This is a genomic window from Mycolicibacter engbaekii, assembly GCF_002101585.1.
In the GTDB taxonomy this organism is placed as follows: domain Bacteria; phylum Actinomycetota; class Actinomycetes; order Mycobacteriales; family Mycobacteriaceae; genus Mycobacterium; species Mycobacterium engbaekii.
This window is the reverse complement of sequence record NZ_LQOT01000076.1, coordinates 124,787-142,468: the sequence shown is the minus strand read 5'-3', so window position 1 is coordinate 142,468 and position 17,682 is coordinate 124,787. Positions and strand designations below refer to the sequence as shown.

The 17,682-nt window shown below is 67.3% G+C and carries 19 protein-coding genes and 2 tRNA genes; 13 read left to right on the top strand and 8 right to left on the bottom strand.

What is annotated here, in order from left to right:
• Positions 1–31: 31 nt before the first annotated feature.
• Complete coding sequence (gene mutT1 / locus AWC02_RS20060) at positions 32–964, top strand: 8-oxo-(d)GTP phosphatase MutT1 (RefSeq protein ID WP_085130521.1); 933 nt, start codon at positions 32–34, stop codon at positions 962–964.
• Positions 965–1,013: 49 nt separating this feature from the next.
• On the opposite strand, the gene AWC02_RS20055 is transcribed toward mutT1, so the two are convergent.
• The 3 genes from AWC02_RS20055 to leuC form a co-directional block, all read right to left on the bottom strand.
• Positions 1,014–1,727 (bottom strand): HU family DNA-binding protein, encoded by a 714-nt coding sequence (locus AWC02_RS20055; RefSeq protein WP_085130519.1) that lies wholly within the window; start codon positions 1,725–1,727, stop codon positions 1,014–1,016.
• A gap of 189 nt (positions 1,728–1,916) precedes the next feature.
• Positions 1,917–2,513 carry a 3-isopropylmalate dehydratase small subunit gene (gene leuD, locus AWC02_RS20050; protein ID WP_085130517.1) on the bottom strand — a complete coding sequence of 199 codons (597 nt, stop codon included), beginning with the start codon at positions 2,511–2,513 and terminating at the stop codon, positions 1,917–1,919.
• Positions 2,514–2,542: 29 nt separating this feature from the next.
• A complete protein-coding gene (gene leuC / locus AWC02_RS20045; RefSeq protein ID WP_085130515.1) occupies positions 2,543–3,961 on the bottom strand; it encodes a 3-isopropylmalate dehydratase large subunit in 1,419 nt (472 codons plus the stop codon).
• A 45-nt stretch (positions 3,962–4,006) separates the two neighbouring features.
• Between leuC and AWC02_RS20040 the strand changes: the two genes are divergently transcribed.
• Positions 4,007–4,708: an IclR family transcriptional regulator gene (locus AWC02_RS20040; RefSeq protein WP_085130513.1), complete on the top strand. Its 702-nt coding sequence runs from the start codon at positions 4,007–4,009 to the stop codon at positions 4,706–4,708.
• Between the two features lie 100 nt (positions 4,709–4,808).
• Positions 4,809–5,309, top strand: coding sequence for a PPOX class F420-dependent oxidoreductase (locus tag AWC02_RS20035; protein WP_085130511.1), 501 nt, complete (start codon positions 4,809–4,811; stop codon positions 5,307–5,309).
• A 63-nt stretch (positions 5,310–5,372) separates the two neighbouring features.
• Here the strand turns inward: AWC02_RS20035 and AWC02_RS20030 are convergent.
• From AWC02_RS20030 to AWC02_RS20015, 4 genes are all read right to left on the bottom strand, one after another.
• Positions 5,373–5,445, bottom strand: a tRNA-Glu gene (locus AWC02_RS20030).
• Between the two features lie 73 nt (positions 5,446–5,518).
• Positions 5,519–5,590, bottom strand: a tRNA-Gln gene (locus AWC02_RS20025).
• 99 nt (positions 5,591–5,689) lie between these two features.
• Positions 5,690–7,162, bottom strand: coding sequence for a glutamate--tRNA ligase (gltX, locus tag AWC02_RS20020; RefSeq protein WP_085130509.1), 1,473 nt, complete (start codon positions 7,160–7,162; stop codon positions 5,690–5,692).
• Positions 7,162–7,947, bottom strand: coding sequence for a fumarylacetoacetate hydrolase family protein (locus tag AWC02_RS20015; RefSeq protein WP_085130507.1), 786 nt, complete (start codon positions 7,945–7,947; stop codon positions 7,162–7,164). Before AWC02_RS20015 ends, gltX begins: the two co-directional genes overlap by 1 nt.
• 211 nt (positions 7,948–8,158) lie before the next feature.
• On the opposite strand from AWC02_RS20015, the gene AWC02_RS20010 reads away from it, so the two are divergent.
• The 5 genes from AWC02_RS20010 (at position 8,159) to thpD (ending at position 12,708) form a co-directional block, all read left to right on the top strand.
• Positions 8,159–9,415, top strand: a complete 1,257-nt coding sequence (locus tag AWC02_RS20010) for an MFS transporter (RefSeq protein WP_085130505.1) — start codon at positions 8,159–8,161, stop codon at positions 9,413–9,415.
• A gap of 27 nt (positions 9,416–9,442) precedes the next feature.
• Entirely contained in the window at positions 9,443–9,952 is a 510-nt protein-coding gene (gene ectA / locus AWC02_RS20005; protein WP_085130503.1) for a diaminobutyrate acetyltransferase, read from the top strand.
• A 187-nt stretch (positions 9,953–10,139) separates the two neighbouring features.
• Positions 10,140–11,417, top strand: coding sequence for a diaminobutyrate--2-oxoglutarate transaminase (gene ectB / locus AWC02_RS20000; protein WP_085130501.1), 1,278 nt, complete (start codon positions 10,140–10,142; stop codon positions 11,415–11,417).
• Positions 11,414–11,821, top strand: coding sequence for an ectoine synthase (locus AWC02_RS19995; RefSeq protein ID WP_085130499.1), 408 nt, complete (start codon positions 11,414–11,416; stop codon positions 11,819–11,821). The genes ectB and AWC02_RS19995 overlap by 4 nt, the downstream gene beginning before the upstream one ends.
• Positions 11,818–12,708 carry an ectoine hydroxylase gene (thpD, locus tag AWC02_RS19990; protein ID WP_085130497.1) on the top strand — a complete coding sequence of 297 codons (891 nt, stop codon included), beginning with the start codon at positions 11,818–11,820 and terminating at the stop codon, positions 12,706–12,708. Before AWC02_RS19995 ends, thpD begins: the two co-directional genes overlap by 4 nt.
• 36 nt (positions 12,709–12,744) lie before the next feature.
• Here thpD and AWC02_RS19985 read toward each other — a convergent pair whose 3' ends face one another.
• Positions 12,745–13,560 carry an IclR family transcriptional regulator gene (locus tag AWC02_RS19985; protein ID WP_085130495.1) on the bottom strand — a complete coding sequence of 272 codons (816 nt, stop codon included), beginning with the start codon at positions 13,558–13,560 and terminating at the stop codon, positions 12,745–12,747.
• 247 nt (positions 13,561–13,807) lie between these two features.
• Here AWC02_RS19985 and AWC02_RS19980 point away from each other — a divergent pair, with 247 nt between their 5' ends.
• The 5 genes from AWC02_RS19980 to phtC are packed head-to-tail and all read left to right on the top strand — an operon-like array spanning position 13,808 to position 17,659.
• A complete protein-coding gene (locus AWC02_RS19980) occupies positions 13,808–15,247 on the top strand; it encodes a Rieske 2Fe-2S domain-containing protein (protein WP_085130493.1) in 1,440 nt (479 codons plus the stop codon).
• Entirely contained in the window at positions 15,244–15,867 is a 624-nt protein-coding gene (locus AWC02_RS19975; protein WP_085130492.1) for a 3-phenylpropionate/cinnamic acid dioxygenase subunit beta, read from the top strand. Before AWC02_RS19980 ends, AWC02_RS19975 begins: the two co-directional genes overlap by 4 nt.
• On the top strand, positions 15,864–16,124 hold the full coding sequence (locus AWC02_RS19970; protein ID WP_085130491.1) for a dihydrodiol dehydrogenase: 261 nt from the start codon (positions 15,864–15,866) through the stop codon (positions 16,122–16,124). Before AWC02_RS19975 ends, AWC02_RS19970 begins: the two co-directional genes overlap by 4 nt.
• Entirely contained in the window at positions 16,121–16,930 is an 810-nt protein-coding gene (gene hcaB / locus AWC02_RS19965; RefSeq protein WP_085130489.1) for a 3-(cis-5,6-dihydroxycyclohexa-1,3-dien-1-yl)propanoate dehydrogenase, read from the top strand. Before AWC02_RS19970 ends, hcaB begins: the two co-directional genes overlap by 4 nt.
• Positions 16,931–16,933: 3 nt before the next feature.
• On the top strand, positions 16,934–17,659 hold the full coding sequence (phtC, locus tag AWC02_RS19960; RefSeq protein WP_085130487.1) for a 3,4-dihydroxyphthalate decarboxylase: 726 nt from the start codon (positions 16,934–16,936) through the stop codon (positions 17,657–17,659).
• Positions 17,660–17,682 lie beyond the last annotated feature (23 nt).

Here is a 17,682-nt window from a genome sequence, read left to right as displayed (position 1 = left end):
CCCGCCCGAACTGACCTAGCAGGAGTGCAAGGTGCTCGAAACGACGGTGTCGAAGGGCTCTTCGCCGACCGACAAGGTGATCCATGCCGCCGGCGCCGTGCTGTGGCGGATGCGGCACGGCGCGGTCGAAGTCGCCGTCATTCACCGCCCCCGTTATGACGACTGGTCTCTGCCGAAGGGCAAGGTCGATCCCGGGGAGAACGAGCCGGTGACCGCCGTGCGGGAGATCCTGGAGGAGACCGGCCAGCACGCGCACCTGGGCCGCCGGCTGGGGGCGGTCAGCTACCCGGTGGCGCAGGGCACCAAAAAGGTGCGGTACTGGGCCGCCCGGGCCCTGGGCGGAGACTTCACGCCCAATGACGAGGTGGACGAACTGGCATGGCTGCCGGTCGACGCGGCGATGCAGGAACTGCAGTACCCCCACGACCGGAAGATATTGCGGCGGTTCACCAAGGCGCCCGCCGATACCGAGACGGTGTTGATCGTGCGGCACGGCACCGCCGGGCGCCGATCACGCTTCTCCGGTGATGACCGCAAGCGACCGTTGGACAAGATGGGCCGCGCCCAGGCCGAGGCGCTCACCGGCCTCCTGCTGGCTTTCGGCGCCACCGATGTGTACGCGGCCGACCGGGTGCGCTGTGAACAGACGGTGGAGCCACTGGCCGCCGAACTCGGGGTTGAGGTGCGTGCCGAGCCGGCGCTGACCGAAGAGGCCTACTCTCACAACCCCAAGCGTGCTCGCCGCAGGGTTATGGAGATCGCCCAGCTCGGCGGCACGCCGGTTATCTGCACCCAGGGCAAGGTGATTCCCGACCTGATCGGCTGGTGGTGTGCGCGCGACGGCATCAAGCCCGACAAGTCGCGCAATCGCAAGGGCAGCACCTGGGTGCTGTCGCTGTCGGGTGGCCGGCTGGTCGCCGCCGATCATCTCGGCAGCCCGCTGGCCCGCCACAAGTCGACATAAAACGACCGAGCGCCGCGGGGATGGCCCCGCGGCGCTCGGCTGTTTGTGGTTACTTGCGGCCCTTGCGAGCCGGAGCCTTGGTCGCGGCCTTCTTGGCCGGAGCCTTCTTGGCGGGAGTCGCCTTGGTCGCGGCCTTCTTCGCGACGACCTTCTTGGCCGGAGCCGCCTTGGTCGGGGCCTTCTTCGCAACGACCTTCTTGGCCGGAGCCTTGGTCACAGCCTTCTTGGCCGGAGCCTTGGTCACAGCCTTCTTGGCCGGAGCCTTGGTCACAGCCTTCTTGGCCGGAGCCGCCTTGGTCACGGCCTTCTTGGCCGGAGCCTTCTTGGCCGGGGCCTTGGCTGCCGCCTTGGTGGTGGCCTTGGCGGCGGTCTTCTTCGCCGCAGCCTTGGTGGCCTTCTTGGCCGGCGACTTCTTCGCCGCCTTGGCCGCGGTGGTGCTGGTACCAGCACCACGCTTGACGGCGAGTCCCTCAGCCGGGACGCGCTGCGCGCCAGAAACAATCGCCTTGAACTGCGCGCCGGGGCGGAATGCGGGAACTGACGTCGGCTTCACCTTGACCGTTTCACCGGTGCGGGGATTGCGGGCGACGCGCGCGGCGCGACGACGACGCTCGAAGACACCGAACCCGGTGATGGTGACGCTCTCACCCTTGTGGACGGCGCGCACAATGGCATTGACGAAATGCTCAACGGCCTCGGTCGCCGACCGGCGGTCGGTGTCCAATTCCTTTGTGAGCACGTCGATGAGCTCTGCTTTGTTCATCCAATCCCTCCGAGACCAGTGGCCCTACTTGAGCCGACTAGTGCACACGGTAATCCCTGATACCACAGATATCCAAGAGCCACGCGCAATTTCAGACGAGATTATGGGCGAATTCGGTAATCCGGTTACCGCCCTTGAACGCCGGTCACAGCCCCGCGCCCAACGGAAATTAAGGCTCGTTACGCCGCCTCAGGAAGCAGGCAGGGTGCGCGGCTTCCAGCTCGGCCGAGCAGCCTCAAATGTGTCGATATCTTCGAGTTTCCGCAGCGTAAGGCCTATATCGTCGAGCCCTTCGGACAATCGCCAGGCGGTGTAGTCATCAATCGTGAACGGCACCACCACCGTTCCGGCGGTGATATTCCGATCTTGAAGATTGACAGTGATTTCCAGACCCGGGCTCTGCTCGATGAGCTTCCACAGCAGTTCCACATCATCCTGGGCCACCTGGGCGGCCAGCAGCCCTGCCTTGCCGGCATTGCCCCGGAAGATGTCGGCGAATCGCGACGAGATCACCACCCGGAACCCGTAGTCGAGCAGCGCCCACACGGCGTGCTCCCGCGACGACCCGGTGCCGAAGTCCGGCCCCGCCACCAGCACCGAACCTTTGTCGAACGGGCTGAGATTCAGCACGAAGGAGGGGTCGGTGCGCCACGTGGCGAACAGGCCGTCCTCAAAGCCGGTCCGGGTGATGCGCTTCAAATAGACCGCGGGAATGATCTGGTCGGTGTCGACATTGGACCGGCGCAGCGGGACGCCGATTCCGGTGTGAGTGTGGAAAGCTTCCATGACTAGGCTCCTTTAAAAGGCCGTGGCGGTCAGTTCAAGTCGGCGGGGGCCGAGAGCCTGCCGCGGACAGCGGTGGCGGCGGCTACGGCCGGGGAGACCAGATGGGTGCGTCCACCCTTGCCCTGCCGGCCCTCGAAATTGCGGTTGGACGTCGACGCCGAGCGCTGACCGGGTGACAGCTGATCCGGGTTCATCCCCAGGCACATCGAGCATCCGGGTTGGCGCCACTCGGCACCCGCCGCGGTGAAAACCTCGGAGAGGCCTTCTGCTTCGGCTTGATTGCGCACGCGCATCGAGCCCGGCACCACGAGCATGCGCACCCCGTCGGCGACTTGGCGTCCGCGCAGCACCTCGGCAACCGCACGCAGGTCCTCGATACGGCCGTTGGTGCAGGATCCGACGAAGACGGTGTCGACCGGAATGTCGCGCATCGGCGTGCCCGGCGCAAGGTCCATGTAGGCCAACGCCTTCTCTGCGGCGCGCCGTTCCGCCTCGTCGGTGATCGACTCGGGGTCGGGCACTTCGGCGCCCAGTGGGACGCCCTGGCCGGGGTTGGTGCCCCACGTGACGAACGGTGTCAGCGCAGCCGCGTCGAGGTGGACCTCAGCGTCGAACGTGGCACCGGGGTCGGTGCGCAGGCTACTCCAATAGGCCACCGCGGCGTCCCAATCCGCGCCGGTGGGCGCGTGCGGCTTGCCCCGCAGATACTCGTAGGTGGTCTCGTCGGGAGCGACCATTCCGGCCCGAGCGCCGGCCTCAATGCTCATGTTGCAGATCGTCATCCGGGCCTCCATCGACAGTGCTTCGATGGCGCTGCCGCGGTACTCGATGACGTAGCCCTGGCCGCCGCCGGTGCCGATCTGGGCGATCACCGCCAAGATGATGTCCTTGGCCGTCACGCCGTCGGCGAGCTGCCCGTCGACATTGACCGCCATCGTCTTGAACGGGCGCAGCGGCAGCGTCTGGGTGGCCAGCACGTGTTCGACCTCGGACGTGCCGATGCCCATTGCCAGCGCCCCGAATGCGCCGTGTGTGGAGGTGTGGCTGTCGCCGCAGACCACCGTCGTGCCCGGCTGGGTGAGCCCCAGTTGCGGGCCGATGATGTGCACGATCCCCTGATCGAGATCGCCCATGGGGTGCAACCGGATGCCGAACTCGGCGCAGTTGCGCCGCAGCGTCTCGACCTGGGTCCGGGACACCGGGTCGGCGATCGGCTTGTCGATGTCCACCGTGGGCACGTTGTGGTCCTCGGTGGCGATGGTCAGATCCGGGCGCCGGACCGGACGGCCGGCCAGCCGCAGCCCCTCGAAGGCCTGCGGACTGGTCACTTCGTGCACCAGGTGCAGGTCGATGTAGATCAGGTCGGGTTCAGTCCCGCCGCCGGATACCACGACGTGGTCTGCCCAAACCTTTTCGGCCAGGGTGCGAGGCTGCTCGGTCATTGCCATCCCCAAATCTGAAAGTCTCATATTCTGAGACGCTAGTATCTCTATATGGGACAGCATAGCGGCATCGGCGTTCTGGACAAAGCATTGGCGGTACTGCACTCGATCGCCGAATCGCCCTGCGGACTGGCCGAACTGTGCGACCGCACCGGCCTGCCCCGCGCCACCGCGCACCGGCTGGCCGCGGGACTGGAAGCCCACCGACTGCTCGGGCGCGACACCGAGGGGCGCTGGCAGATAGGTCCCGCCGTCAGCGAACTGGCGGTCCACGCCGACGATCCGCTCCGGGCTGCCGGCGCGGCGGTCCTGCCACGGCTGCGGGAGATCACCGGGGAAAGCGTGCAGTTGTACCGCCGGGAGGGCGCCGAACGGGTCTGTGTCGCGGCGCTGGAACCCCCTGCCGGGCTGCGCGACACCGTGCCGATCGGTTCCCGGCTGCCGATGACCGCCGGTTCGGGGGCCAAAGTCCTGTTGGCCTATGCCGAGCCCACGATTCAGCAGGACATGCTGTCGAAGGCGGCGTTCACCAGTCGCACCCTGGCGGAGATCCGCCGGCGGGGCTGGGCGCAGAGCATCGCCGAACGCGAGCCGGGGGTGGCCAGCGTGTCGGCGCCGGTGCGCGATCGCCGCGGCACGGTGGTGGCAGCCATCTCGGTCTCGGGCCCGATCGACCGGATGGGCCGACGTCCGGGGGCACGCTGGGCCGCCGACCTGCTCGCGGCCGCCGACGCGCTCACCGAGCGACTGTAGAACGCGGCGCGGGCGCCGGGCTGCCCCCACACCGGCGGCATGCGCCGGCTGACTCGCGTCTGCTCGCCGGGGCATCCGGTCTGCCTGACAGACTGCACACATGGGAACCAAACAGCGCGCACAGATCGTCATGACCGACGCCGAGGTCGCCGACTTCGTCACCAACCACCGCACCGGAACGCTGGCCACCATCGGCCCCGACGGTCGGCCCCACCTGACGGCGATGTGGTACGCGGTGCTCGACGGCGAGATCTGGCTCGAAACCAAGGCGAAGTCCCAGAAGGCCGTGAACGTGCGCCGCGATCCGCGGGTCACCTTCCTGCTGGAGGCCGGCGAGACGTACGACACACTGCGCGGGGCGGCCTTCGACGGCGTCGCGGAGATCGTCGACGACCCGGACATCCTCTTCCGGGTCGGCGTCAGCGTCTGGGAGCGCTACACCGGGCCCTACTCCGAGGAGATGAAGCCGGCCGTCGACGCCATGATGAACAACCGGGTGGCTGTGCGCATCGTCACGTCGCGCACCCGCTCCTGGGATCACCGCAAGCTCGGCCTGCCGGCGATGCCGCTGGGTGGAACCACTGCCGCCACCGAAGACTGAAGACAACTCGCCAGACACGGGAAAGGGCCCGCACCTTCGAGAAGGTGCGGGCCCTTTGCGATGTACCCCCGATGGGATTCGAACCCACGCTACCGCCGTGAGAGGGCGGCGTCCTAGGCCGCTAGACGACGGGGGCTAGAACATTTCCGGGTTGCCAGCATAGCTCAACCCAAACGGCCCACCTAATCGCTTGCAGCGGACCGCTTTTGCTGGGGTACCAGGACTCGAACCTAGAATGGCTGAACCAGAATCAGCTGTGTTGCCAATTACACCATACCCCATTGGCCGGCCATCACCGCTGGTCAGCGTGCCTGGCGGGCACTGCTGGCCTGACGTTCTTGGGCCGACGAGCAGACTACCAAACTTCTACGCCGAAGTTGTCATCGCGCTTCCCCTACCCCGGCCCGGGCGGTCCGCAACCGGTCCAAGCTGCGTCGCGAGCCCAGCAATTCCAGCGACTCGAACAGCGGCGGGCTGACCAGACCGCCGGAGACGGCGACCCGGACCGGACCGAACGCCTTGCGCGGTTTGAGGCCCAGTCCGTCCAGCAGCGCCGCCTTCAGCGCTTCCTCGATGGAGGCGGTGGTCCAGTCCTGCACGGCCTCCAGAGCGGTGATGGCAGCGTCGAGCACCGGGGCCGACTCCGGGCCCAGCTCCTTGGCGGCGGCACGCGGCTCCAGCTCGTAGTGCTCGTCGTTGAAGAACTTCAACAGCGGCCAGGCGTCGCCGAGCACCACGATGCGGGTCTGCACCAAGCCGGCGGCCACCGCAAAGCCGGCGTCGTCCAGGCCGGTGTCATGGCCGTGGGCATCCAGATAGCTGCGCAGCCGGGCCGTGAAGTCGTCCAGGTCGAGCAGCCGGATGTGCTCGGCGTTGATCGCATCGGCCTTCTTCTGGTCGAACCGGGCCGGGTTGGAGTTGACGTTCACCACGTCGAACGCGGCAACCATCTCCTCCATGCTGAACACATCACGGTCGTCGGCGATGGACCAGCCCAGCAGCGCCAGGTAGTTCAACAGACCCTCCGGGATGAATCCCCGGTCCCGGTGCGCGAAGAGATTCGACTGCGGGTCACGTTTGGACAGCTTCTTGGTGCCTTCGCCTAAAACGGTTGGCAGGTGCCCGAATTCCGGAATCCGCTCGGCCACACCGATACGCATCAAAGCCTGATACAGCGCGATCTGCCGCGGGGTGGACGGCAACAGGTCCTCGCCGCGCAGCACGTGGGTGATCTTCATCATGGCGTCGTCGACCGGGTTGACCAACGTGTACAGCGGGTCGCCGTTGGCCCGGGTCAGGGCGAAGTCGGGCACGGTGCCCGCCGGAAAGACCGTCGGCCCGCGGACCAGGTCCGTCCAGCCCAGCTCGGTGTCGGGCATCCGCAGTCGCACCACGGGCTTGCGGCCCTCGGCGAGGTAGGCCGCCCGCTGGTCGGCGGTCAGGTCCCGGTCGAAGTTGTCGTAACCCAGCTTGGGGTTGCGCCCGGCGGCGCGGTGACGGGCCTCGACCTCCTCCGGCGTGGAGAACGCCTCGTAGGCCTCCCCCGCCGCCAGCAACCGCGCCACCACATCACGGTGGATATCGGCGCGCTCGGACTGCCGGTACGGCCCGTAGGGTCCGCCCACCTCGGGGCCCTCGTCCCAGTCGAGGTGCAGCCAGCGCAGTGCGTCGAGCAACGCCAGGTAGCTCTCCTCGCTGTCGCGCTCGGCGTCGGTGTCCTCCACCCGGAACACCATGGTGCCGCCGGTATGGCGGGCGTAGGCCCAGTTGAACAGGGCGGTACGGATCAGCCCGACGTGCGGAGTGCCGGTCGGCGAGGGGCAGAACCGGACACGAACACCAGATGTGGTCACTACTTTCCTTTGCGGATAACCGGATTGGACAGGGTGCCGATGCCTTCAACGGCGATGGACACGGTGTCACCGTGCTCGATGGGACCGACACCTTCGGGGGTGCCGGTAAGGATGATGTCGCCGGGCAGCAGCGTCATCACCGCGGAGACCCATTCCACGATGGCGCCTACGTCGTGCATCATCAGCGATGTCCGGCTGTCCTGCTTGACCACCCCGTTGACCTCGGTGCGAATGGCCAGGTCAGCCGGGTCGAGGTCGGTGACGATCCACGGCCCGATCGGACAGAAGGTGTCGTGGCCTTTGGCCCGGGTCCATTGCCCGTCAGACTGCTGCTGGTCACGTGCCGACACGTCGTTGCCGATGGTGTAGCCCAGGATGTTGTCGCGGGCCCGCGCGGCCGGAACGTCCTTGCAGGGACGTGAGATGACCACGGCCAGCTCACCTTCGTAGTGGACCGGGGAAGCGTTGGCTGGCAGCTGAATCGGCACGTTGGGTCCGATGATCGCGGTGTTGGGTTTGAGGAACATCACCGGGTTGGCCGGTGGGGCACCACCCATTTCGGTGATGTGGGCGGCGTAGTTCTTGCCGATGCAGACCACCTTGCTGGCCAGGATCGGCGCCAGCAGCCGCACGTCCGCCAGCGGCCAGGAACGGCCGGTGAACTCCGGTGTGCCGAAGGGGTGCTCGGCGATCTCGCGGGCGGTCATCTCGTGTGGCCGGTCGGGGTCCCCTTCAAGGCTGACGAAGGCGACGCCGTCCGGGCTGGCAATTCGGCCTAGGCGCATTCCAGCAAGCCTAATGGCGGCCGCAAGCGCGGCGGAGCCGGGCGAAGCGGGCCGCCATCAACCAGCCCAAGCCGGCCGCAAGCGCGGCGGAGCCGGGCGAAGCGGGCCGCCATCAACCAGCCCAAGCCGGCCTCCAAGCGGCCCAGACGGCCCGCCATCGACCCGCCCACCTTCACCGTCCCACCAGGCCGGCCTGTGGAAGCATGGTCGGATGTCCACCGAGTCGATCGGCACAGCCGCTCGCTGGTCGGTGATGATCGTCGCCCTGCTGGCGACGTTGTGCTCGTTCGTCTTCATCAACGGCATCGCCTTCGTCATCCCGATGCTGGAGACCAAGCGGGAGACCAATCTGGCGATGGCCGGCCTGCTGGCGTCGATGCCCAGTTTCGGCATGGTCTTGACGCTGTTCGCGTGGGGCGCTCTGCTGGACCGGGTCGGCGAGCGCATCGTGTTGAGTGTCGGATCGGCACTGACGGCGCTGGCCACGTTCGCGGCGGCCTCGACGCACTCGCTGGTCGGTGTGGGCGCCTTCCTGTTTCTGGGTGGTATGGCCGCGGCTAGCGCCAACAGCGCCAGCGGCCGGTTGGTGACGGGCTGGTTTCCCCCGCACCAGCGCGGACTGGTGATGGGGATCCGCCAGACCGCGCAGCCCCTGGGAATCGCGCTGGGGGCCGAGGTGATTCCCGAGTTGGCTGAGCACGGGCTGGCGCGGGCACTGATGTTCCCGGCAACGTTGACCGCGGTGGCAGCGGTGGCGTGTGTGATCGGGGTGGTCGATCCGCCGCGCCGGCCGCGGTCTGCGGCCTCCGGCGCGGAACTCGCCAGCCCGTACAGCAATTCGAAGGTGTTGTGGCGCATCCACTTGTCCTCGGCGCTGCTGATGGTGCCGCAGTGTGTGCTCGCCACATTCATGTTGGTGTGGCTGATAGTGGACACCCACTGGTCGATCGCCGCCGCGGGTGGGCTGGTGACGGTGTCGCAGCTGCTGGGCGCGGCGGGCCGGGTGGCTGCCGGCCGGTGGTCGGACCGCGTGGGGTCGCGGTTGCGCCCGATCCGCGGCCTCGCCCTCGCCGGAGCGCTCGCGATGCTGGCTCTGGGGGCCACCGATCACCTGCATTCCCGGCTTGCCGAAGCCGCGATGGTGGTCGCGGCGGTGATCACCGTGCTGGACAACGGATTGGCCTCCACCGCGGTGGCCGAGATGGCGGGACCGTACTGGAGCGGGCGCGCGCTGGGCATCCAGAACACCACTCAGCGGCTGACCGCCGGGATCGCTCCCCCGATTTTCGGCGCATTGATCGGCGCCGTCGGCTACCCCCTGTCGTTCGCTCTGTGCGGACTGTTTCCGCTGGCCGCACTGCGGTTGGTCCCGGTGAAAGCCGAACCCGAAGGTCGCTCACCGCTGGAGGCGCTGCGCACCCTGCGGATGCCGCCGGCGCCACCGCCCAGCCCGCCTGCCGCGCCCTGAGGCCGGCCGCCCAGTACCGTCGAAACGATGAGCGATACGGATCGTGTCCGGCTTCGGACACCGACCGTGGCGGACGGCCCGAGCCTTTGGCGGATGGCCGTCGACAGCGCGACTCTCGACGTCAATGCCCCCTACGCCTACCTGTTGTGGTGCCGTGATTTCGCGGCCACATCGGTGATCGCCGAGGTCGATGGGCGCCCGGGGGGGTTCGTGACCGGCTATCGGCGCCCCACGCATCCGGAGGTCCTGATGATCTGGCAGGTGGCGGTCGACGCCGCGCACCGCGGAGTCGGACTGGCCGGCCTGATGCTGGATCACCTCGCTTCCCGCCACGTCGCCGAGGGCGTTACGCACGTTGAGACCTCGATCACACCGGATAACGCCGCCAGCCGGCGGCTGTTCGCGGCCTTCGCGCGCCGGTGGGACGCGCCGCTGGCGTGTTCGGAGCTGTTCGAAGCGGGTTTGTTCGCCGAATCCCATCTGGCAGAAGAACTGTTTCGCATCGGCCCGCTTCGGGTACAACCACGACGCCTGTGAGGCGTGGCCGGGTTGAGATAACAAATTGGTCTCGGTAAGGTCACGAACAGATAACCGTGGGCCCCGGGAGAGGCAGGCGGGGGGATCCGAACGGGGTGGTGGGTCGAGCCGAGAATCACCCACGGCACGAGTGTGATGGCGACCTGTCGTTCCGTTCCGTTGTCAGCGACCGACGGACGGGGGAACTATGACGATTTTTGATGCGCTCGAATCCGAGGTGCGCAGTTACTGCCGGTCATGGCCGGTGACGTTCGACCGCGCCAGCGGTTCTCGGATGTGGGATGTCGAGGGCAGGCCCTACCTGGACTTCTTCGCCGGCGCCGGTGCGCTCAACTACGGCCACAACCACCCCGACCTGCGGGCTCCCCTGCTGGAATACCTGAGTTCGGATCGGGTGGTGCACAGCCTGGACATGAACACCACGGCCAAGGCCGAATTCCTGAGGCGCTTCGACGAGGTGATCCTCAAACCACGCGAACTGGACTACAAAGTCCAGTTTCCCGGGCCGACCGGAACCAACGCGGTGGAGTCGGCTCTGAAACTGGTGCGCAAGGTCACCGGCCGGGAGAGCATCATCAGCTTCACCAACGCCTTCCACGGCATGACCCTGGGCTCGCTGAGCGTCACCGGCAATTCGATGAAGCGCGGCGGGGCGGGCATTCCGCTGGTGCACGCCACCCCGATGCCCTACGACAACTACCTCGACGGTGTGGTCCCCGACTTCTTGTGGTTCGAGCGCCTGCTCGAGGACAGCGGCAGCGGACTCAACGACCCCGCGGGGGTGATCGTCGAGACGGTCCAGGGCGAGGGCGGCATCAACGTGGCGCGCCTGGAATGGCTGCGCGGCCTTTCCGAATTGTGCCGGCGCCATGACCTGTTGCTGATCGTCGACGACGTGCAGATGGGTTGCGGGCGCACCGGACCGTTCTTCAGTTTCGAGGCGGCCGGGATCGTCCCCGACATCGTCTGCCTCTCGAAGTCCATCAGCGGCTACGGGCTGCCCATGGCGCTGACGCTGCTGAAGCCGGAACTGGACGTCTGGGAGCCCGGCGAGCACAACGGCACCTTCCGCGGGCAGAACCCGTCGTTCGTCACGGCCGCAGCGGCGCTGAACTTCTGGACGGACGATCGTCTGGAGAAATCCGTGCTGCGCAAGGGCGAACTGGTCGAGCAGGCACTGCGCGACGTGGTGGATCCGATCCCCGGGGCCACCGTCCGGGGCCGCGGCCTGATCCGCGGGGTGGCCTTCGACCGCCCGGAGCTGGCCGGCGCGGTGTGCCGCGAGGCCTTCGGACGCGGCCTGCTGCTGGAGACCTCCGGCCCCGACGGCGAAGTCGTAAAACTCATGCCCCCGTTGGTCATCGACGACGACGACCTGGCCGAAGGACTGCTGATCACCGCTGCGTCGATCGAAACCGTCGCCACCCGTGAACTCACCACCACCACGTCAGGAGCCAGCCGATGATCGTCCGAACCCTCGCCGAGATCAAGGGCACCGACCGCGATGTCACGTCCAAGACCTGGAACAGCCAGCGACTGCTGCTGGCGCGTGACGGCCAGCGATTCTCCCTGCACGAGACCTGTCTGTACGCCGGTACCGAAACCTCGATGTGGTACGCCAACCATGTCGAGGCGGTGTACTGCGTCGGCGGGGAAGGGGAGCTGATCAACGACGAGACCGGCGAGGTGCACCCGTTGCGCGACGGCACCCTGTATCTGCTCGACGGCCACGAGCGCCACCGGGTGGCGGCCCACACCGACCTGCGCATGGTGTGCGTCTTCGACCCGCCGGTGACCGGCCAGGAGGTCCACGACGCGAACGGCGCCTACCCGCTGCTGGCCGAACAGCCCCAGGAGACCGCGCCGTGACGACCGCCGTCGCCGACCGCTATCCCACCCGCAACAACGTCGCGATCGGCATCGAGCCCCGCCGCGACCCAGTGGTATGGGCACCCGGCACCAACGGCGGTCCGCTGAGCCCGGCCGCGGTCGAGCCGTTCGACACCGACGGGTTCTTGACCGTCACTCCCCTGCTCAGCCCCGAGATCGTGACCGACCTGCGCGGCGAGCTGGACCGCCTGCGCGCCGACCCCGCCCTGGCCGCCGACGAGCGTTCGATCTGCGAACGCGACAGCGCGCAGATCCGGTCGATCTTCGAGGTGCACCGGATCAGCCCGGCCTTCGCGACGCTGGTGGCCGATCCGCGCCTGGTGGGTCCGGCCCGCCAGCTGCTCGGCTCCGATGTCTATGTGCACCAGAGCCGAGTCAACTTCAAGCCGGGCTTCAACGGCCGAGAGTTCTATTGGCACTCTGACTTTGAGACCTGGCACGCCGAGGACGGCATGCCGGCTCCCCGCGCCGTCAGCGTCTCGGTGGCCCTCACCGAGAACCGGGACACCAATGGGTCGCTGATGATCATGCCCGGCTCGCACCGCTGGTTCGTCTCCTGCCCGGGTCGCACGCCACCGGACCACTACCGCTCGTCTCTCACCGAGCAGCAGATCGGCACGCCCGACGACGCGAGCCTGAGCTGGTTGGCCGATCGGTGCGGAATCCGGCAGATCACCGGCCCCGCCGGCTCTGCGGTGTTCTTCGACAGCAACTGCATGCACGGGTCGAGCAGCAACATCACCCCGTACGCGCGCTCGAATGTGTTCATCGTCTACAACAGCGTGGACAACGCGCTCGTGGAGCCGTTCGGCGCCACCGTTGCTCGACCGAACTTCATCGCCAGCCGCGTGTTTCACCCGGTTTAGCCCCAGCCAATCCGCGACAGCCGCGCCGACGCTCGGTCAACCGATCCGGGCAGCGATCTCGGTGGCCGCCTCGCTCAGCACATCGGCCACCCCGTCGTACTGCGCGGCGCTGAGTCGGTGAATAGGCGCTGCGGCGTTCAGCGCCAGGAGCACACCGGGCGCCCGGGCCGCGATCCCCACCGCCACGGAGGCGACACCGTCCTCGCTGCCCTCGCGGCTCACCGCGTATCCCTGCTGTCGCACCCGGGCGAGCTCGCGCTGCAGCTCGGTGCGGGTGCCCACGGAATGGGCCGTGAGGCGCGGGAGCTGCTCATCGGGGTAGAGCCGGAGGAAGTCGGCGTCAGACAGCCGCGCCAGTAGGGCCTTACCCGTGGAGGTGCAATGCGCCGGCATCGCGCGGCCGTGTCGTGATGCCACCCGAACCGCAGTCGGCCCCTCGGCCGCGGCGATGAACCGCACGTTGGCGCCCTCGAGCATGCCCAGATGGACCGATTCCCTCAGGCGCTCGCTGAGGCGCGCCAGCACCGGTTTTGCCGCACCCTCGATGTCGATCCGGTTGAACACCGAAAACGCAACGCTCAGCAGTGCGGGCCCAGGGTGATAAGCCTTGGACACCGGATCCTGGCGGACGAATCCCCGGTACGCCAGCATGGCCAGCAACCGGTGAGCCGTCGATGATGCGACCTCCAGGTGCCTCGCCGCGTCGGTCAGCCGGATCTGCGGCTGCTCGCCCAACAGCAGGATGAGCTTCAGCGCCCGGTCCACCGATCCGATGGGATATTGCGGCACGTCCCCTTCGGCGCCCGCCCGGTCGGCCGCTGACTCGGGCGGAAGCGGGGACTTGCTCTGCATACCAGAAACCCTACGCCAACATCCGGCGCGTGGACGCAGTTGGCGCGGGTCGGCTGCACCCGGCGGGCGGGCTCGCCGGAGCCACCCGCTTCCCACCATCAACACCAGCTCAGAGCGTTATACCGGTCACCGTTGCAGCGCTGTTGACCTTGCCCCGGCCTTCCTGGCAAGGTTGGTCCACACCGCGGCATCGTTTTCTGCATAACAGACACCCGTGGGGCCTTGAAAAGACTGGAGTCGCAAATCGATGAGTGATCACCGGCACGTCCTCGACGAGGTCAGGCGGGGAATGATCCCGGCACATATCTACAACGACGCCGAGATCTTCGAACTCGAAAAGGAGCGGCTCTTTCGCCGGGCCTGGATGTTCGTGGCGCATGAGTCGGAGATCCCGCAGAACGGCGACTACGTGGTACGGCGCCTGCTCAACGACTCGTTCATCATCGCCCGCGACTCGAAGGGCGACGTGCGGGCCATGTTCAACATGTGCCTGCACCGCGGGATGCAGATCTGCCGCGCGGAGATGGGCAACGCCTCGAACTTCCGGTGCCCCTACCACGGGTGGTCGTACCGCAACGACGGCCGAATCACCGGCCTGCCCTTCCATCAGGAGGCCTACGGCGGCGAGGCGGGGTTTTCCAAGCGGGGCCAAACCCTGTTACCGGCACCGAATCTGGCCAGCTACAACGGTCTGATCTTCATCAGCCTCGACCCGCAGGCCCCACCCCTTACGGAGTTCCTCGGCGACTTCGCCTTCTATCTGGACTTCTACACCAAGCAAAGCCGAGCCGGCTTGCAGGTGCGCGGCCCGCAACGGTGGCGCATCAGGGCGAACTGGAAGATCGGCGTGGAGAACTTCGCCGGGGACATGTATCACACACCGCACACCCATGCCTCGGTGGTCGACATCGGATTGTTCCGGGAACCCAAGGCGCAGAAGCGCAAAGACGGAGCGACCTACTGGGCGACCTGCGGCGGCGGAACGACCTACAAGCTGCCGCCGGGCACCTTTGAGGAGCGGATGCGCTACGTCGGCTACCCCGACGAGATGGTGGACCGGATCAAGGACGTGTGGTCGCCCGACCACCAGCGCCTGGTCAGCGATGACGGTTTCATGATCTCGGCGGCCTCCTGCTTTCCCAACATGAGCCTGGTGCACAACTGGCCGAAAATTCAAGACAGCGAAGACGTCTTGCCGTTCATCTCGATTCGCACCTGGCAGCCGGTCAGCGAGAACGAAACCGAGGTGTACTCCTGGTTCGCCGTCGACGCGGCAGCCCCCGAGCAGTTCAAGAAGGACTCCTACAAGGCCTATCTGATGTGCTTCGGCTCCACCGGCATGTTCGAGCAGGACGACGTGGAGAACTGGGTCTCGCTGACCAACACCGCCGGCGGATCGATGGCCCGTCAACTGCTGCTCAATGGCCGGATGGGTCTGCTCGCCGACGACACCCCGGTCGTGGATGCATTGCCGCCGGAGCAGTTCCACGGTCCGGGCACCGCTCAGGTCGGCTACAACGAGAACAACCAGCGGGCGATCCTTCGGATGTGGGCCGATCACCTCGAACTGCCTCCGGTGGCGACGACTCCGGCAGCCATGGGCACGCACCGCGAGTCGATCACTCCCCTGGTGCAGACCAATGGCACACCGCGATGCGCGGCGAGCGTGAAGGAGGCCCAGCTATGACGGCCACCGAGGAAGGCCGGGACGGCCGGTTCCCCCGGCCGGACGCCGAGAACCCATGGAAGCTGGCGGTACTGGGCGATCACGCGCCGACGAAGGTCCGCGTGGGCAGACCCTTGCCGTTCAATGATCCCCGGCACCTGCAGGCGCATCAGTTCCTGGTCGACGAGGCCTACCTGCTCGACGCACAGCAGTACACCGAATGGCTCGACACGCTCACCGAGGACATCCACTACTTCATGCCCGTCCGGGTGACCACGGCCGCCGGTGCGGGCTTCGACACCTCCCCCGGCATGGCTCATTTCGATGAGAACAAGTACTCGCTGAGCAGACGCGTCGCGCGCTTTGCCACCGAACACGCGTGGACCGAAGACCCTCCGTCGCGGCTGCGCCATCACATCAGCAACGTCCGGACATTCGCCTGCGACGACGACGCCCATCTGATCGTCGAGTCCGCCGAGCTGCTCTTCCGCAGCCGCGGGGATGTGAACGAAGCCGCGCTGGTGTCCTGCGGAAGGGAAGACCTGCTGCGCCTGACCGACCAACGCTGGAAGTTGGCGCGTCGCACCATCTATGTCGACGAGTCCGTCCTGCGCATGCAGAACCTGGCGGTGTTCCTGTGAGCGCACTCGAGGACCTGCTGGCCGGTGCGGTGGGTGAGCCCATCAGCATCGCCAACGAATTCACCGAAGTGACGCTGCGCCGGGTCGACACCCGCAACGGTTCCAGGCTGCTCATCACCGCTGCCAAGTCGGGACGCTGGATCAGTCTCGACGCTCTGGAAGTCGAGGCATTGACCTGGCAGAACGACTACACACTTGCCGCGATGGTCGGCAACCTGCAACAACCACTGCTCACCGACGACAGCGACCTGCCATGACGCGTTGGCTGGAGGGCAAACGGGCGCTTGTCGTCGGCGCCGGCTCGGGTATCGGCCGTGCGGTGGTCGATGCCTATCTCGAAGAGGGCGCGCGGGTCGCGGTGTTGGAGCGCGACCCGGCCAAATGCGCGGCACTGGAGAACCAACTGCCGCAGGTCATCGTGACGCAGGGCGACGCGACGACGGCGCAGGCCAATGAACGGGCCGTCGCAGCCGCCGTGGCGGCCTTCGGCGGCCTGGACACTCTGGTGTGCTGCGTGGGGATCTTCGACTTCTACAAGGGCATCACCGACATCACGACCGCGGAACTGGCACCGGCGTTCGAGGAGATGTTCAGCACCAACGTGCTGAGCCACCTGCAGTCGGTGAAGGCCGCCGTTCCGGCGCTACAAGACCAGTTGGGTTCGTCCATCCTTCTGACCGAGTCTGCGTCGTCGTACTACGCGGGACGCGGGGGTGTCCTCTACGTCGCATCGAAGTTCGCCGTCCGCGGCTTGGTCACAAGCCTCGCCTACGAACTCGCCCCGCACATCCGGGTCAACGGTGTCGCCCCCGGGGGCACTCTCAACACCGACCTGCGCGGTCTGCACAACCTGTCGCTGGACCATGTCCGCTTGGACGACACCCCCGACCGGGCCCGCGATCTGGCGGCACGCACCCCGCTGCATGTCGCCCTCACGCCGCAGGACCACGCCTGGAGCTTCGTCTTCCTGGCATCCGAGAGATCCCGCGGCATAACCTCCGGAAGCATCCACCCCGACGGCGGGTTCGGTATGGGTGGCGCACAACCGTCCCCGAGGGGCTGACCCATGAGCACAGATCTGGCCGCAGCGCGAGCGGAGATCGCCCAGGCCTGCCGCGTGGCTGCGGCGCGTGGCCTGGTCGACGGGATTCTCGGGCACATCAGTGCCCGGGTCGACGACGATCACTTGCTGATCAGGTGCCGCAGCGATGCCGACCGGGGTGTGGCGTTCACCCGTCCCGACGACATTCGGCTCATCCGGTTGGACGGAACCCCGGGCGCCACCGGGGAATTGGACGGATATCGGCCGCCCAACGAGTTGCCGATCCACGTCGAGACGCTGCTGGCACATCCCGAACACCGGGCCGTGGCCCATCTGCACCCGCCGGCCGTCGTGGCCGCCGACCTCGCCGGTATCACGATCGAGCCCATCTACGGCGCCTACGACATCCCCGGCGCGTGGCTCGCGCGCCGGGGCGTCCCGGTTTACCCCCGGGCCGTACTGATCCACACCGCGGAACTGGGCAAAGAGATGGTCGCCGCCATGTCGGGGAAGCCGGTGGTGATCTGCCGCGGTCATGGCATCACCAGTGCGGCCGCCACGGTGGCCCAGGCCGTTCTGCAGGCGATAAGCCTCGATCAGTTGGCGGCTATGGCGCTGCGGGTCCGTTCCGCCGGCGGCACGTGTACGCCGATCAACGAATCGGACTGGGCACACCTGCCCGACCTCGGGCCGTCGTTCACCACCGACGCTGCCTGGCGCCACGAAGTGGCCCGGCTCGAAGCCGGCTGAGCGCACACCGATGGGTATTGCTC